The organism is Ferrimonas lipolytica (assembly GCF_012295575.1).
Taxonomy (GTDB): Bacteria; Pseudomonadota; Gammaproteobacteria; order Enterobacterales; family Shewanellaceae; genus Ferrimonas; species Ferrimonas lipolytica.
The window spans coordinates 4,004,518-4,020,746 of record NZ_CP051180.1; the positions used below are offsets into that span (position 1 = coordinate 4,004,518).

General features: G+C 50.4%; 17 protein-coding genes. 7 read left to right on the plus strand and 10 right to left on the minus strand.

The features are described from left to right. Positions 1–3: 3 nt before the first annotated feature. The 6 genes from rpsF (at position 4) to HER31_RS18225 (ending at position 4,733) form a co-directional block, all read left to right on the plus strand. The gene (rpsF, locus tag HER31_RS18200; RefSeq protein WP_168662837.1) at positions 4–399 is read left to right on the plus strand and encodes a 30S ribosomal protein S6; all 396 of its coding nucleotides are present in this window, start codon (positions 4–6) and stop codon (positions 397–399) included. A gap of 9 nt (positions 400–408) precedes the next feature. Next, on the plus strand, positions 409–717 hold the full coding sequence (gene priB / locus HER31_RS19025; protein ID WP_168662839.1) for a primosomal replication protein N: 309 nt from the start codon (positions 409–411) through the stop codon (positions 715–717). Positions 718–729: 12 nt separating this feature from the next. Beyond that, a complete protein-coding gene (gene rpsR, locus HER31_RS18210) occupies positions 730–957 on the plus strand; it encodes a 30S ribosomal protein S18 (RefSeq protein ID WP_013344048.1) in 228 nt (75 codons plus the stop codon). A gap of 39 nt (positions 958–996) precedes the next feature. After that, a complete protein-coding gene (gene rplI, locus HER31_RS18215) occupies positions 997–1,449 on the plus strand; it encodes a 50S ribosomal protein L9 (RefSeq protein ID WP_168662841.1) in 453 nt (150 codons plus the stop codon). Positions 1,450–1,687: 238 nt separating this feature from the next. Then, positions 1,688–2,632, plus strand: a complete 945-nt coding sequence (locus tag HER31_RS18220; protein ID WP_168662843.1) for a LysR family transcriptional regulator — start codon at positions 1,688–1,690, stop codon at positions 2,630–2,632. Between the two features lie 187 nt (positions 2,633–2,819). After that, positions 2,820–4,733: a multiheme c-type cytochrome gene (locus HER31_RS18225; protein WP_168662845.1), complete on the plus strand. Its 1,914-nt coding sequence runs from the start codon at positions 2,820–2,822 to the stop codon at positions 4,731–4,733. Positions 4,734–4,898: 165 nt separating this feature from the next. Here HER31_RS18225 and HER31_RS18230 read toward each other — a convergent pair whose 3' ends face one another. Further along, a complete protein-coding gene (locus HER31_RS18230) occupies positions 4,899–6,926 on the minus strand; it encodes an NADPH-dependent 2,4-dienoyl-CoA reductase (protein ID WP_168662847.1) in 2,028 nt (675 codons plus the stop codon). 128 nt (positions 6,927–7,054) lie between these two features. Between HER31_RS18230 and HER31_RS18235 the strand changes: the two genes are divergently transcribed. After that, positions 7,055–7,660, plus strand: coding sequence for a TetR/AcrR family transcriptional regulator (locus HER31_RS18235; RefSeq protein ID WP_202983576.1), 606 nt, complete (start codon positions 7,055–7,057; stop codon positions 7,658–7,660). A gap of 383 nt (positions 7,661–8,043) precedes the next feature. Here HER31_RS18235 and HER31_RS18240 read toward each other — a convergent pair whose 3' ends face one another. The 9 genes from HER31_RS18240 to HER31_RS18280 all read right to left on the minus strand — a co-directional run bounded on the left by HER31_RS18240 (position 8,044) and on the right by HER31_RS18280 (position 16,229). Beyond that, positions 8,044–8,874 carry an ABC transporter ATP-binding protein gene (locus tag HER31_RS18240; RefSeq protein WP_168662849.1) on the minus strand — a complete coding sequence of 277 codons (831 nt, stop codon included), beginning with the start codon at positions 8,872–8,874 and terminating at the stop codon, positions 8,044–8,046. Positions 8,875–8,904: 30 nt separating this feature from the next. Continuing rightward, complete coding sequence (locus HER31_RS18245; RefSeq protein WP_168662851.1) at positions 8,905–9,882, minus strand: ABC transporter permease; 978 nt, start codon at positions 9,880–9,882, stop codon at positions 8,905–8,907. Between the two features lie 15 nt (positions 9,883–9,897). After that, the gene (locus HER31_RS18250) at positions 9,898–11,268 is read right to left on the minus strand and encodes a CmpA/NrtA family ABC transporter substrate-binding protein (RefSeq protein WP_168662853.1); all 1,371 of its coding nucleotides are present in this window, start codon (positions 11,266–11,268) and stop codon (positions 9,898–9,900) included. 240 nt (positions 11,269–11,508) lie between these two features. Continuing rightward, positions 11,509–12,666 carry a hypothetical protein gene (locus HER31_RS18255; protein WP_168662855.1) on the minus strand — a complete coding sequence of 386 codons (1,158 nt, stop codon included), beginning with the start codon at positions 12,664–12,666 and terminating at the stop codon, positions 11,509–11,511. Between the two features lie 25 nt (positions 12,667–12,691). After that, complete coding sequence (locus tag HER31_RS18260) at positions 12,692–13,306, minus strand: energy transducer TonB (protein WP_168662857.1); 615 nt, start codon at positions 13,304–13,306, stop codon at positions 12,692–12,694. Then, positions 13,303–13,716, minus strand: coding sequence for an ExbD/TolR family protein (locus HER31_RS18265; protein ID WP_168662859.1), 414 nt, complete (start codon positions 13,714–13,716; stop codon positions 13,303–13,305). Before HER31_RS18265 ends, HER31_RS18260 begins: the two co-directional genes overlap by 4 nt. Further along, positions 13,706–14,191 (minus strand): MotA/TolQ/ExbB proton channel family protein, encoded by a 486-nt coding sequence (locus tag HER31_RS18270; RefSeq protein ID WP_168662861.1) that lies wholly within the window; start codon positions 14,189–14,191, stop codon positions 13,706–13,708. The genes HER31_RS18265 and HER31_RS18270 overlap by 11 nt, the downstream gene beginning before the upstream one ends. Next, the gene (locus tag HER31_RS18275; protein ID WP_168662863.1) at positions 14,191–15,501 is read right to left on the minus strand and encodes a MotA/TolQ/ExbB proton channel family protein; all 1,311 of its coding nucleotides are present in this window, start codon (positions 15,499–15,501) and stop codon (positions 14,191–14,193) included. The genes HER31_RS18270 and HER31_RS18275 overlap by 1 nt, the downstream gene beginning before the upstream one ends. Beyond that, complete coding sequence (locus HER31_RS18280) at positions 15,498–16,229, minus strand: DUF3450 family protein (protein ID WP_168662865.1); 732 nt, start codon at positions 16,227–16,229, stop codon at positions 15,498–15,500. Before HER31_RS18280 ends, HER31_RS18275 begins: the two co-directional genes overlap by 4 nt.

The window sequence follows — 16,229 nt, forward strand, 5'->3', positions numbered from 1 at the left end:
ACGATGCGTCATTACGAAATCGTATTTATGGTTCACCCTGATCAGAGTGAGCAAGTACCTGGCATGGTTGAGCGTTACACTGCCACCATCGAAAAGGACGGCGGTAAAATCCACCGTCTGGAAGATTGGGGCCGTCGCCAACTGGCTTACCCTATCGAAAAGCTGCACAAAGCACACTACGTTTTGGTTAACACCGAAGCAACTGCTGAAGCCGTAGCTGAACTGGAAAACAACTTCCGTTTCAACGACGCAGTTATCCGTTCTATGGTACTTCGTACTAAGAACGCTGTAACTGAGCCTTCTCCTATGGCGAAAGCCAAGGAAGAGCGTGCTGAGCGCGCTGAACGTGGCGAGCGTCGTGAACGTTCTGAGCGTCCAGCTGCACCTGCTGCTGAGTAATCGGATTTCGTGAACTCCAATCGCCTGGAGCTTAGTGGCCATGTGTCGCGAGCCCCAAAGACCGTAACCGGAATCAATGGCGTACCCCACAGTTTCTTTTTGTTAGAGCATCGCTCAATGCAACAAGAAGCAGGTTTGAAAAGACCGGTGTATTGCAAGATTCAGGTTGTGCTCAGTGGCGAAGGAACACAATCCTTACTGAGTTATCTAGAGTTGGGAAGTAGTATCAAAGTAAGCGGGTTTCTCGCTTGGCAACAAGGCCGTAATGGTCAAAGCCGTTTGGTATTACACGCTGACTCGATTGAATCGATTTGCTAGGAGACTGCCCACATGGCACGTTATTTTCGTCGTCGTAAATTCTGCCGTTTCACCGCTGAAGGTGTTACTGAGATTGACTACAAAGACATCGCTACTCTGAAGAACTACGTTACTGAGAGTGGTAAAATTGTACCGAGCCGTATTACTGGCACCAGCGCAAAGTACCAGCGTCAGCTGGCTCGCGCTATTAAGCGTGCTCGTTACCTGGCTCTGCTGCCTTACACCGATCTGCAAGGTTAATCCCTGCGGTCTGTATAAACTTTAAGTAGAGGAAAGGTAATGGACGTAATTCTGTTAGACAAAGTTGCTAAATTGGGCAACTTGGGTGACAAAGTAACCGTAAAATCTGGTTACGCACGTAACTTCCTGCTGCCACAAGGCAAAGCAGTTGTAGCTAACGCTGCAAACTTGGAAGTATTTGAAGCTCGTCGCGCTGAGCTAGAAGCTAACATGGCTGATGCCCTGAAAGCTGCTGAAGCTCGTGCTGAGAAAATCGCTGCTCTGGAAGGCGTTTCTATCGCTTCCAAGTCTGGCGATGAAGGCAAGTTGTTCGGCTCTGTTGGTACTCGTGACATCGCTGATGCACTGACTGCTGCTGGCGTTGAAGTAACTAAAGCTGAAGTACGTCTACCAGAAGGCGCTCTGCGCAACACTGGTGACTACGAGATCGTTATCGGTCTGCACAGCGACGTAACTGCCACTGCTAAGATCGCTATCGTAGCAGCTGAGTAAGTTCGTTTAGCTTCAAATAAAAGCACCGCCCTAGGGCGGTGCTTTTTTGTACCTAAATTTTATTGTTGTGCGCTAAAAATACACAAATCATGAGTCATTAGTGAGCATTGTTACTCTGTTGTTCACTTACCCTGCAAAATAACCTTGCCCACATCAAGAATTCACTTCAAAGCCATTGTGCTAATGAAAACTGCCAATTACTGTGGCAAAACAATAACGTCAATTGGTGGTGGGTTTAGTGGATACGTTTAAAGACTTAGATTTCTTTAGCTTACAGGTTTTTAAAAGTATCTATGAAACACGACAGGCAGCGACCACAGCTAAGAGTCTTAATGTTTCTGCGCCAAAGGTGAGCCGCTGTTTAACAGCGATGCGGGCGCATTTTAGTGATGAGCTGTTTTATCGCAGCCACAATGGTTTATTACCCACTCCGAAAGCGGAGCGCCTCTATGCCTTTGTCGATAGCTTGGTTGAAGGCTTCAATAAGATGGCAGAAGTGGCTGATGATGACCTTTACGAGCGCCGGCCGATTGTATTGGCGGTTGTGCCATTGTTTTTACCGTTATTAGCAAAAACACTCCACCAACCTGAGTTTAGGGAGCTTTCCGAACGAATCGAGATCCGTGTTTGGAATGGCGAATCGCTTAGTGCCTTACTGCAAGGTGAGCTGGATTTTGGGATATCATTAGAACTATCAGATTCAACACGGGTTACTTCGACTTCGATTGATATGCCGGTAGGGATTAGCTTAGTAGGCCATCAGCATCACCCAATATGGCATCAAATGGATGAATTTAAGCTAGAGATGTTGGCTGAGTATCCTTTTGTTTACCAAATTCTAGTTGGTTTTAATGACCATATTGATCCGCTTGAGGCGTATTTTAGAAATAATGAACTGCCATTTAAAGCTATTTCAGCGGTGGGGAATAGCGATGATTGGTATGCCAAGCTGCTAACTAAAAACACCCTATCGTTCTGTGGTACTGCATACCTTGCTAAGTTTGTTGAGCGGCTACCGGGGCTGAAAATTGGGCTTATTCCAACAGAGGAGATGATGCGGTTGCACCAACATCAAGAGCCCCCTCAGTTCAAATTATTAGAGCGACAGTCGAATCTACGTCGTTACGATGATCAAGTACGAGGGCAATTACTATCACTTATCTATAAAGCCTTAAGTGACTGATATTTAACTACTAATTCTTGCCTGTTGCAGATAGTGAAATTTCCTATTACTGATTATGAAATTTCGAATTTCTTATCTGTCTGTAAGTATCACGATTTAATAACGCGATTACATATTCACCTACACTAAATGGGTATTTTCTCATATCGTTGGATAACTGCAGATGCAGATATAAAAAGGATATGAGATGAAACGATTTAACAAGTCATTATTGGCGCTGGCACTCAGTAGTGCTGTGCTAATTACTGGGTGTAGTGACGGTGATGATGGTGAAGATGGAGCACCGGGAGCGCCGGGTACACCGGGAACCCCAGGTGAGTCATATACACCAGTTACTGAGACTTCAGAGGTTACCAACCTCAAATTTATTTCTAATCTAATCGAAGACGGCAGCATCACCATTGAGTTTGAACTGACTGATGATGAAGATGCCTTGATCAATGGCCTAGAAACAGCCTCAGTCTATGTTGCCGAAAAAACAGAAGATGGCGTTCAACGCCACCCAGATGGCAGCGTTGGTGGTGTAGTCTCTGTTGGTGGTGATGAAGCCACTGAAGGCGCCACTTTGACCATGACCGATGACGGTAACTACCTGTTGGTTGCACCATTGGCATCGGTTACGGCAGATACCGAAGCGTTGATCCGCTTACAAGTAGGTGGTGGCGACAATATCGCTGCATCTCAGTACATCATCATCAACAAGCCTGATGATATCCATACCACCGCTACTGAAAATTGTTTTGCTTGTCACGTTGATTACGCAACGACAGATGCAAGACACGCTAAATATGTCGCTTACGACATTGATGGTGAAGTTGACTTTGTTGCTGGTTGTATGGTCTGTCACAACAGTGTTGCTGGTGTAAAAGATGAAGATAACAACAAAGTAGGACCTGGGTACGCATCAAACTCAATGCAGATGCTGGGCCACTTGAATCACCAGAAATTTACTTCAGCATTTGATGTTACCAACTGTTCCAGCTGTCACACCACCCCAATCAATAATACCGATCGCGGCTGTGTTGATTGTCACGGTTCTGATCTAGCGATGGTTCAATCGAGCGACATTGATTGGCGCTTAGCACACAGCAAAATTGAAGATCGCCTAGCGTTAATGGAGCAAAATGCCATTACTGCAGAGATAACTTATACCTCGGCTGGCGAAACCTGTAATACCGTTACTGCAGCTGAAACCATTGATTTAGAAGCGTTGTACGGTGACGGTTCATCTGATGGTGTAAACGGCTTCCTGAACTTGAGCACTTACCTGCATACTTACGACAACGTAGAGATGCAATTTGTAAACCGCGCTTTGGTGGATTACAAGGGCTCTACCTATCCTAAGACTGTTACCTTCCCTAGCAGTAATGTGATGGATATCTGTTGGCCAGCTCCAGAGCCTCAGGCGCTGTTATCTGGTGACAATTATGAGGTAGCCGGCTCTGTTCGCTTATATCTAGAAGATCCATTAAGTGACGGCAAAAATGTACCATTGCAAGCGAATACTCATGAAGTTCGCAATGTGATGTCTGATACTTCTTGTACTACTTGTCACAACTCACACACGCCTATTGAAGGTATTTTCCAGAGCTGGGATGGCAGTGATGTTGATTCTGTAGCATCAAAGGATCATGCGCATTACGGTGGCGTGGAAGAGGGTGGACTTGGTTGTATTGCTTGTCACAACAGCAGCATGACTCGTGGTGTATCCGCAGGCTTTGGCCCGATGATTCACGATTTCCACTTCGGCGATAAAGCTGCAGAGCGTGCCGCTTATGAAACAGCCATTGGTGAATCTCCATCTGCTGAAAAGCTAAATGGCGCTAACTGTGTTGCATGTCACCAAGATGGAATCGATTTGGCGGCAGTACCTGCATTCACCATGAAGACCAAAGCCGGTGTTGGTAAATCGCCAGTCTCTGCTAATTGTCAGGCGTGTCACTCTGATGGCGCCGCGGTATCTCACATGCAAAGCATGGGTGGTTTCTTTGATGGTGAGAATGACAACACCATTGAAGCTGCCGAGAGTTGTGCCGTTTGTCACTCAGTTGGCGATGATCAAGGCATTGATAAGTACCACTTAGTGGAAGCTGCTGAGTAAGCTCAGCTATTAAGTTGACGGGTTAAGGCAGCAGGCCAGTTGTGCTGCCGGCTTATAGCGATATGAGCCATCCCTGCTAGGAGTAACTGCCCGTTAACTTAGGTAAAGAAAAAGGCCCCATTCGGGGCCTTTTTGTTTTTAGCTCAAAGCGAAACTAGTAGCGGTTTACAATGCTGCCGCGACCTTAGTGCCTTGGGCGATGGCGCGCTTGGCATCCAGCTCAGAGGCAACATCAGCACCACCAATAAGGTGATGTGGTTTGTTCAAGCCATCCACCAGTGTACGCAGCGGTTCCTGACCAGCACAGATGATGACGTTATCTACCGGTAACAGTTGTTGTTCGCCATCAACGGTAATGTGCAAACCGGCATCATCAACCTTGTCGTAGCTCACGCCTTTAATCATCTTCACGCCTTTCATCAGCAGCTCTTTACGATGAGCCCAACCGGTGGTTTTACCCAACCCAGAACCTACTCGACTGTCTTTGCGTTGCAACAGGAAGATCTGACGTTTGCTTGGGGCCATCTGTGGCTTCATATCTTCAATACCACCACGGTGAGTGAAGGTCATATCAACGCCCCAGCTGGCCATAAACTTAGGGATATCTTGGCTTGCGGATACGCCGTTGTGGGCAAGGTACTCGGACACATCAAAACCGATACCACCGGCACCAACCACAGCCACACTGCTACCTACTTCAACTTTATCACGCAGTACATCGAGGTAACTCAGCACTTTGGGGTGCTCAATGCCATCAATTGGCGGGGTACGAGGGCTGATGCCGGTGGCAATAACCACTTCATCAAAATCACTTTGATTAAGTTGTTCCGCAGAGACAGTTGCGCCGAGCTCCACAGCAACCCCATGGATCTCACATTGGCGTTGGTAGTAACGCAGAGTTTCATAAAACTCCTCTTTGCCGGGGATCTGCTTCGCGATATTAAATTGACCGCCGATCTCATCGGCCTGCTCAAACAGAGTGACCTTATGACCACGGCTTGCCGCAGTTGTTGCTGCTGCTAATCCAGCAGGGCCAGCACCAATAATCGCAATCTGTTTCGGCGTTGTGGTTGGCTGGATAACAAATTCGGTTTCATGACAGGCGCGCGGATTGACCAAGCAGCTGGTCATCTTCATGTTGAACACATGATCGAGACAGGCCTGATTACAACCGATGCAGGTGTTGATCTCATCACTGCGGCCTTCAGCTGCTTTGTTTACGAACTCAGGGTCCGCCAAGAATGGACGAGCCATCGACACCATATCGGCGTCACCACGAGCTAACACCTGTTCAGCTACCTCTGGGGTATTAATACGATTCGAGGTGATCACGGGTAGATTTAGTGCTTTACGGAACTTGGCGGTTACCCAAGTAAAGGCGGCGCGAGGCACCTTAGTTGCAATGGTTGGGATCTGCGCTTCGTGCCAGCCAATGCCGGTATTGATAATGGTGGCACCGGCTTTTTCGATCTCTAACCCAAGCTGGATTATCTCGTCAGCGACGGAACCGCCTTCGACCAAATCCAACATCGATAAACGATAGATAATAATGAAATTTTCACCGACAGCTTGGCGCACACGGCGCACAATAGCGATAGGTAAACGGATGCGGTTTTCATACTCACCACCCCAATCATCATCGCGCTGGTTAGTGCGTTTAGCGATAAACTGGTTAATGAAGTAACCCTCAGAGCCCATGATTTCAACGCCATCGTAGCCCGCATCTTGCGCGCGTTTAGCGGTAAATACGAAATCATTAATCTGCTTTTCAATTCCTGCTTCATCCAGTGGGTTCGGCACATATGGATTTATAGGCGCTTGGATCGCCGACGGTGCCACTTGATTTGGGTTATAGGCATAACGCCCAGTGTGGAGGATCTGCAGCGCGATCTTACCATCGTGTTTGTGCACCTCATCGGTAATGATTCGATGCCCAGCCACGTCTTCATCGGTCACTAAACCGTTGGTCTTTGCGTGGGTTGCACCCTCTTTATTAGGGCCGATGCCGCCAGTAACGATGAGGCCTACCCCCCCTTTGGCGCGTTCGCCGAAATAGGCGGCCATCCGTTCATGGCCGTTGGGTGCCTCTTCAAGGCCGGTGTGCATTGAGCCCATCAACACACGGTTCTTCAAGGTAGTGAAGCCTAAATCTAGCGGTGCTAGCAAAGTGGGGTAGTTGCCGTTGGCAGCCATGGTGACGTCTCCCTAAGTCGAATATTTAGTCAATCTAGACAGTGTCAAGTTAGGTGGTTATTTTGACAGTGTCAAGATCCATTGGTAGCGTAACTGCAATCAGTACAACGTCAGCTTCGAAAAGGATCATGGCCAGTTTGAGCAGTTCCAATAATTATCATCATGGTGATCTACACCAAACGCTACTTGATGCCGCCAGCGCCATGGTGGCAGAGGAGGGGATCGATGGCTTGTCGTTACGAAAGTTGGCCGAGCGGGTTGGGGTATCGCGCACTGCGCCATACCATCATTTTAAAGATAAACAGACGCTATTGTGTGCCATCGCCGCCGAAGGGTTTCGGTTGCGCACCAAGCAAGCTCAGGTGTTATTTGCCGATGAAACCATCTCGCCTCAGCAACGATTTCGATCGTTTTTCAGAGATTACATCGCCTTTGCGACCAAGTCGCCACAGATGTATGAGCTGATGTTTGGTGGCACTATTTGGCACAGTGAACATCAAAATGATGAGCTGCGACAGGTGGCCTATCCATGCTTTCAACAGCAATTGGGAATGACCAAGCAGTGGCAGCAGCAAGGGTTATTGCCTGCCGATCAAGATCCACTGCGATTAGCGCAAGTCACTTGGGGCACAATGCACGGTATTGCTCGATTGGTGAATGATGGAGTTTATGCCGACAGCAGCCACGTAGCGGAGATGATCGATTGTGCCGTGGCGCTGTTTGTACGCAAGTAATAGGCTGTGTAGCAATCAAGTGTTGTTCTTTCTACTACCAGTTAAAGCACTGGCTAGGCGAGTCGCGATACAAAGGGTAAAGCACTAACGCTATTAATCTTCTGCCGCTTGGAGCAGTCCAGCGAAGCGTTTGGAATTGCGACCTATACGGAGCCCCCCTTTGGGGGCCGTCGCTATCGCGACATTGTCCCCTAAATGCACCGAAATCGGTGAAGCCGAAGGCTTAAGATAAACTTCAACAGCGAACGATGACACAGCCAAGTAATAGGTGCTCGGCTAGCAGGTTTGAGCCAAGCTCACGCCGCTAGCGCCTTGCTCAAACTACGCCTGGGACAAGCCCAATATCTCCTGCAGCTTATCAGCGTGCCGACACTACTTAGTGGTTAGGCTACAGCGACTTGGTTTGGTTTGGTCTGCTTGGCTGACAGCGGTTCGATCTTACGCTGCTTCTCGTACAAGAAGCTGAGAATGGCTGAGCGGTATTGGCTGTAGCGTTGATCATTGGCCATCTCAACCCGGTTACGAGGACGGGGCAGATCGATGCTGAGGATCTCACCAATGCTGGCGGCAGGGCCGTTGCTCATCATCACCACGCGATCGGACAGCAATACTGCTTCGTCCACATCATGGGTGATCATAATAACGGTGGTGCCAAGATCGGCGTGGATCTCCATCAACGAGTCTTGCAGGTGGGCTCGAGTGAGTGCATCCAAGGCGCCGAAGGGCTCGTCTAATAACAGCACTTCGGGCTTCATCGCTAACGCTCGGGCGATCCCAACTCGCTGCTTCATACCGCCGGAGATTTCGTCTGGGCGCTTGTCCATCGCATGGTTCATATGAACCAAATTAAGGTTGTGCTCAATCCATTCCTTCTGTTCCATCTTCGATTTATGGCCAAACACCTGTTTTACCGCGAGCTCAACATTCTGATAGGCGCTGAGCCACGGCAATAAGCTGTGGTTTTGGAACACCACTGCGCGCTCTGGCCCCGGAGCATTGACCTCTTTACCGTTGAGAATTACCCCACCTTTATGGGCTTGGTTTAGCCCTGCAACCACATTTAAAACCGTGGATTTACCACAACCAGAATGGCCAATTAACGAGATGAATTCCCCTTGTTGGATCTGTAGATCGACATTCTGCACTGCGGTAAAGGGACCTTTCGGGGTTGGAAATACTACATCAATATGGCTGATATCTAAGTGACAACTCATGCTATTACTCCATTAACTGAGTGAAGGTGGTTACACCTGCGCACTGCTTTTATCCCAGCTGCTTAGCCGCTGCAGTTGCAACATAGAGCGATCGAGCAGGTAACCAATCAGGCCAATTACAATGACCGCCGTCATAATGCGGCTAAGGCTACTGGAGCTGCCGTTTTGAAACTCGTCCCAGACAAATTTGCCCAAGCCGGGGTTCTGCGCCAGCATTTCGGCTGCAATCAATACCATCCACGCAACCCCAAGGGAGAGGCGCATGCCGGTAAAGATGGCAGGGATTGATGCTGGTAAGACGATCTTCTGTACGTGCTTGAGTGGCGACAGCCGTAACACCTTAGAGACGTTAACCCAATCTGAATTGATACTACTGACCCCTACGGCAGTATTGATTACCATCGGCCATAGACAACAGAGGGTCACAGTGAGCAGTGAGTTCACAAAGGATTTGGCCAGTATCGGGTCTGGACTAACGTACAGCGCTGATACCACCATGGTGATCAGCGGCAGCCACGCCAGTGGCGATACTGGTTTGAATACCTGAATGATGGGGTTAAGCGCTTGATGTAACGATTTGCTGAGGCCAATGGTGATCCCCAGTGGAATGGCAATCAATGCCGCCAGCGCAAAGCCACTCATTACCGTAATTAGACTGGTGCCGATTTGATCAAGAAAGGTCTCTTTACCGGTGTAGGCTCGAGTTTTGGCCACGTAGCTGGGATCGACCTTAACCCGTTCGGCGTTACGCTGCTGTTGGCGCTGATAAAATGCCGTCTCTTTTTCCCGTTCCGCGTGGTGCTCGTTAATTAAGTTCACGCTCTGCTGAGCCACTTGTACCGGCCCAGGAAAGGTGCCCAGCGAAGTTTTGATTTGGGTTGCCCCGGCCGCCCACAGTAAGAGAAAAACAGTAATGCCGATGAGCGGTAGCAGCATCGCTTTTATGCGGCGTTGCCAATCAATCTGACGAATCTTTGCAAAGGGACGAAGTTGGGAAAAAGTAGCCATAATTGTTATCCCCCCTTATAACACTTGGCCGGCTTTTAGGCCGATGGCGAACTTCTGCAAATAGGCGTTGGGTTGATGGCCATCGTAGACAATGCCATCGATAAAGTGGGTTTGTGGATCGCGGTAGCCGTCTTCACTGTCAAAATCAGGGAACATCTCAGGGGTTGCCAGCTTCTCTTTAATCAACGATTCAGCGGCCGCCTGATAGATATCAGGGCGATAGACGCTTTTAGCGACTTGCTCAAACCAGCTGTCGTCCTTGTCTTCGCTTATTTGGCCCCAGCGGCGCATCTGGGTCAGGTACCACACTGCATCTGAGTAGTAGGGGTAGGTGGCGTTGTAGCGGAAGAATACATTGAAATCAGGTACCTCACGCTTATCGCCCTTTTCATACTCGAAGGTGCCGGTCATGGAGTTAGCAATCACATCGTAATCGGCCCCGACGTAGTTTGATTGCGCCAAGATCTTAACTGCCTCTGGGCGGTTGGCGTTGTTGTTTTCGTCGAGCCACATGGCGGCACGGATCAACGCCCTAGTTAGGCGAATAGTGGTATTGGGGTACTTCTTGGCAAAGGCTTTGGTGATGCCAAACACTTTCTCGGGGTTGTTTTTCCAGATTTCGTAATCAGTGACGACCGGCACACCAATGTTCTTAAATACTGCCTGCTGGTTCCAAGGTTCGCCGACGCAATAACCGTAAATGGTGCCTGCTTCTAGGGTTGCAGGCATCTGCGGTGGTGGGGTTACTGATAACAATGCTTGAGCATCTAACTGGCCAGAGGTATCCCCCTTATGCGGGGCGTAGTAGCCCGGATGGATGCCACCGGCGGCGAGCCAATAGCGCAGTTCGTAGTTGTGAGTGGACACCGGAAATACCATGCCCATCTTGAATGGTTTACCTTCATCTTGGAACTGCTCAATGACCGGCTTCAATGCATCGGCTTTGATTGGATGTACCGGTTTACCATTGGCTTGCTTAGGAATATTAACCTTCATCTTTGCCCAGACGTCGTTGGAAACGGTAATGCCGTTGCCGTTTAGGTCCATCGAGAAGGGGGTAATGATCTCAGCGGAAGTGCCGTAGCCGATGTTGGCTGCAATGGGTTGCCCCGCGAGCATGTGGGCGCCATCTAAACGACCGTCAATAACGCCGTCAAGCAACACCTTCCAGTTGGCTTGCGCTTCGATGGTGACGTACAGTCCCTCATCTTCGAAATAGCCTTTCTCATAGGCGATAGCAATTGGCGCCATGTCGGTAAGCTTAATGAAGCCAAAGGTGAGCTCCTCCTTCTCTGGGTAACCCAACTCTGCCGCGGCGGCAACGCCACTAAACAAGGCTGTGGCCAATGCCAAGGTTCGAACTAGAGTACGGCTAACGTTAAGCATGATCTTCCTCCCTAAGATACTGACGACCGCACAACGGTTTCGTTGGGCAGCATCGTCTATGGCATAAGAGGTAGCAAAGGTGATGCCAATGAATGAAAGTCAGTAACGGCAGCCCTTTTAACACCGATGGTGCGCGAACTTGGCGAAGGAGGTGCGTGATGGTGGTGCAACCGTGCACCAAGGAAGTGAGTTCAATTGCGGGGCAACAATTTTGGGAGTGTGGTTAACCGCAATACCGGTTTAGTTGCCGGTGTAGTAGTTCAGGTTGTCGACAAGATTTTGGCCGCGCTGTTGGAATTGCGGTAGCTGTGCAAGTTCGCGATAGGCGACTTGCGCCTCTGGCCATTGTTGTTGCAGCCAATGACTTTGGCCAATAAGTAACAGCGCTTGGCCACGGCGGTGGTCTCGTTGCTGACGTTGTTGCTGCAGTGCTGTGGCAGTCGTCGCGGTTAACGGCTGTTTGCCGATCTGCCACCATAGGTTCCGCGCCTGTTGTGGCTGTTCAAGTGCCGCATAAAGCTGGCCTTGCAGTAACCACAACGCATCTTGTTGCTCGGCATCGACGCTAAGGGTATTGCTGCTGGTTAAGGTTGCTTGATAATCCCCGGCCCAATAACCGTATTGCAGGCAGTTAAGGGTCAACTGAGTATTACGGCAATCACTGGCAAGGTTATAGGCACCGATGTTGCCATACAGTTGAGTTAGGGTGCGGCTATCGGTATTCGGCTGCAACAGCTGCGCTATCTGTAAGGTGGCAGTGGCTTGTTTGAGCTGCTGCTGTTGCAGGTAGCTTTGAGATAGCAGTTGCCACGCTTGGGCGTTATCCACCTGCACCGCCAACCATTGCTGCGCACTCTGTTGTAGCTGCGGCCACTCCTGCAATGCAAGTTGACTGTAAGCAATCAAAGGCCACCAATTATTGGGTCGTGTTTGCCGATTCGCTGTAGCTGCCGCTTGGGTCGTTTGGGCGGCGATAGGCGGGACTATCGACAGCGCATCGACCACCTGCCGGTAGGCTTCAATCTGATAGAGACTATAGGCGTATTGGTAGCGCAATTGCGCCGAAGCGTGCTCATCAATCCACGGGGTTAGCAGCTCAACTGATTGCTGATAACGCTGCGCTTGCAGCAATTGATTGCTTAGCGCCAAGGTGATGGTTTTGTCCTGTGGCTGCTGTTGTTGGCCGCGCTGCCAACACTCCAACGAAGGTTGTTGTGCTTGTTCTAGGGCTAAACAACCATAGTGAAACAACACCGCTGGTGGTGACGGTTTCGTTAGTAGCGGCGCCAATTGTTGAGCAGCTTCACCGTAGTGGCCACGCTCCATCTGCTGGCTAGCAGCGGCAAGTACGCGGAACTGATAGCTGCTCAACCCTTGCGGCGCAGTGGTTGCTGCCACAGCAGTGCTGCTAAGCCATAGCAGGCTAATTAAGCTGAAAGTTAAGCGGAACATCGAGATACACAGCCACGGCTTGTTGGTTGATTTGAGCGGGTTTGAATTGCCACTGTTTGGCAGCAGTGAGCGCTGCTTGTTCAAACAGTTGTTCAGGTTGTGCCGAAAGTACTTCGGCTTGCAGCACATCGCCGTTGGCGGCGACCACCAATCGCAACATTACCTTGCCATTAATGCCTTTGCTGCGTGCTGCTACCGGCATCTTGGGGGCAATGTAGCGTAACAATTTGGGAGCTTGATCGACTTCGGACAAACTGGCGAACTGATTTGCCAGCGGCGCCAATTCAATGTTGCTCATCTGCGGTGGCGCCAGTTGCAATGGCGATAAGGTGATCGCCACCGTCGCCGGATTGTTGTGAGCCACGGAAGTTGCAACGGAGCGAATTTGCGGTTGTTTTGGGGCCATTTTTTGTGGTGCTGGTTTGCTTGAATCGGGGCGTTGCTCTGGCGCCGGAATGATCATCGGCACTACAGTGGTGGTGTCGGTAATGGTGAGTCGCTGACGCTGATTTAGATAGGTTGGTAGCCAGTACACCAGTACCCAACTAACTGCGATTGCTATCAACAGACGCAGCAGTGCAGTCATTGGCCGAAGCCCATCGGCTCTGCGGCCACAGCACTGTGTTGTAATCCTGCTTGGTTAGCGATATCGAGCGCCTTAATGGTGACACCAGTAGGGCAGCGTTGATCCGCCATTATCAGCAAGCGTGCGTTGGGGGTGGTTGCGGCTAGTTGCTGTAACGTCGCTGGCAGATAATAGATATCTAGCTCTTGGTTATCCCAATACATGCGCCCAGCCGCATCAATGCTAAGGATCAACGGCGTACCGTGGCTGACTTCGGCGCTATTGGCTTGTGGCCGTTCTATCTCAATCTTGTTGTGCTGCACAAAGCTGGTAGAAACGATAAAGAAGATCAGCAGAATAAACACCACATCCAGCATGGGTGTCATGTTTATCTCAGCGTCTTTATCAAGGTTAAAACGGTTACTGAGCATAGTGTGCCCCACTCGCAATACGTTGTTGTTGCGAGCCCAAGCGGCGCTGCCACAGATACGCCAACAGCAATCCCGGTGCACCAATCAATAAACCCGTTTGAGTGCTGATCATCGCCATAGCGATACCATCGGAGATGGCGTTACCGTCGTGTAGGCCACTTTGTGCCAAGGCGCGAAACATGGTGATCATGCCACTGACGGTACCGAGTAAACCCAGTAATGGTGCCGTGGTTGCCAGTAGACGAATGGATTGCAGCTGCTCCTGTTGGTGCTGCAGCCACTGTTGTTGACTCAACTGTGCGCGGCGCTCGTCGAGCCAACTAACACCGGTTGGTTTGAGCTCTGGCTGATAGGCTGCTGGGCGAAACAGTAATCCCGCAGCCAACCACAGCATCAGTACACTGCAACCAAGCATGGGCCACATTACTGGGCCACCGCTGTGCAGATAGCTAAAGCAGGCGGACAGATCGAACATCACTGCTGTTCCACGCGTTGAGCCATCAGCAGCGCTGCTTGCTGCTCCATATTACTGGTTAGCCGCTGTGCTCGGCGCTTCACTGGGTGGTGTAACAGTAATAGCGGAATGGCGACCATCAAGCCCGCTTGGGTGGTGATCAACGCCTTACTGATCCCCGACGAAAGTAACTTCGGCTCGGCATTACCGTACTCGGTTAACGCTTGGAAGGTCTCAATCATGCCACTAACGGTGCCAAGCAGCCCCAACATCGGCGCTAGTGCAGCAAACAATGCCACTAAGCCTAAGCCTCGTTCAAACTGACCAAATTGACGCAACATGCCCTGTTTGAGGTGGTGATCCATCGCCTCCAATTGCTGTTGTTGCCACGCTTGAGCCAGCACCTGTGCCGCTGGAGCGCGGCGCTGTTGTTGCAGCTGCTGTTCGATATTATCGTTACCAAGCGGTTGCAGTGGGCGCCACCAATATAAGCGAACAGTACAGATGGCGAGGGTAAACAGACCAGCAAGTGCTAATAGCAATATTGGTTGCAGCAGCTCTCCGCCATCGATTACCCACTGTTGCCACGAGTGGCTAGCGGCAAGTGTGGCGAGGATGCTCCCTTGGCTGATATCCAATGGCAGTGAAGCGCTTTTGCCGCGCAACCACTCAAGTAGCTGCTCGTTGGTATTGCTTGGCAATGGGGCAACGATGTTACCGTTGCTGCTATCGAGCAACCCCAGCGGTTGTGCCTGTTGCTCGGCAATAACCATAGCACTGCCTAGTATCGTTAAGGTCGTTGGGTAGCTTTCTCCACCGGCCCCGGCAATAGCTACCTCAGTCTGTTGGCGTTGTCCGCTGTGTTCAATGTCATCAAGGGCAAACTGAATCAGCTGTGTTAATGCGGCCGAGGAGGGAAAGCCTTCAGCGCGAGTTTGTTGTTGCAGCCAGAGGTTGCGCTGTGGTGCCAACCAACGGGTTGGGCTGGTTTGCCAGCGCTGCTGTAGCTGAGCAGTAGTTTGGCGAAAGCTGCTATCTACCAATGCCATATCGGTCTCGGCCGCGGCTTTTTGTTGTTGCAGTGCTTTTTTGTCCGCTTGCAGGGCAACCAGCTGCGCTTGAAGTTGCTGCATCTGCTTGGTTTTTTGCTGGAGCTGTTGTTTCAGTTCAGCACTAGTCGCGCTACTGCGCTGTTGTTCGTTATTAAGCTGCTGTTGCCACTGATTGTTGGCGTTGTGCATCGCCTGTGCTTGCTGCTCAACCTGAACCGCAAGCGGATCAGCCAGCCCCAAGCCACTAAAGAATAAGGTTAACCACAGTAACGGTTTCATTGACTTACCTTCGCGAATGGCAGAGTGATCAACTTTGCGGCCTGTTGGTTTTGGCTGATAGCAATAGCGCTTTGGATTGCATCGGCAGCGTCGGTACTTAACGGTTGCCACTGTTTTAGTTGAGTATTGAAATGGGCATTAAATTGACCATCATGGCTTTGGGCAAACCACGCCAACCTCCCCAAGCGGAAGGTTTGCACCTGCCGTTGCTCACCTGCAACCACGATCACCTCATTGGTGGTATGGCTGCCATAACCTAGCTCGACCTCGATTTTGACCAGCTCTAGCAAGCGTCGAAATCGCTCTGCGTGGCTCATATCGGCGTTATCCAAGGATTGGCGGAAGAACTGCAAGCGACGTTGTCGCTCTTGCTGTAAAAAAGGCATGTCCGCGTTAATCTGGTTTTCGATGGCGGCATACCAGATCTCCAAACTCGGCTCGAGTTGCTGGCGGATGGCATCGATATTGGCGATGTCGGTGTTGAGCTGATTGATCTGTTGCTGTTGTTGCTCAACCTGACGTTGCAGCTTACTTATCTGGAATTCGGTCCAGTACAGCTCGGCCAAGGCCTGCTGTTGTTCACTTTGTTGCTGGGCCTTCTGTTGTTGCCATAGCTGTGCTTGTTGCCCTAAGGCGACAGAGGTTGCTAACGGTTGCTGGATCTGTTGTTGCATCGTCGCGGGTGTCGCTTGGGCAACCGCCGCGCTGAATAATAGAGGCAACAGCAT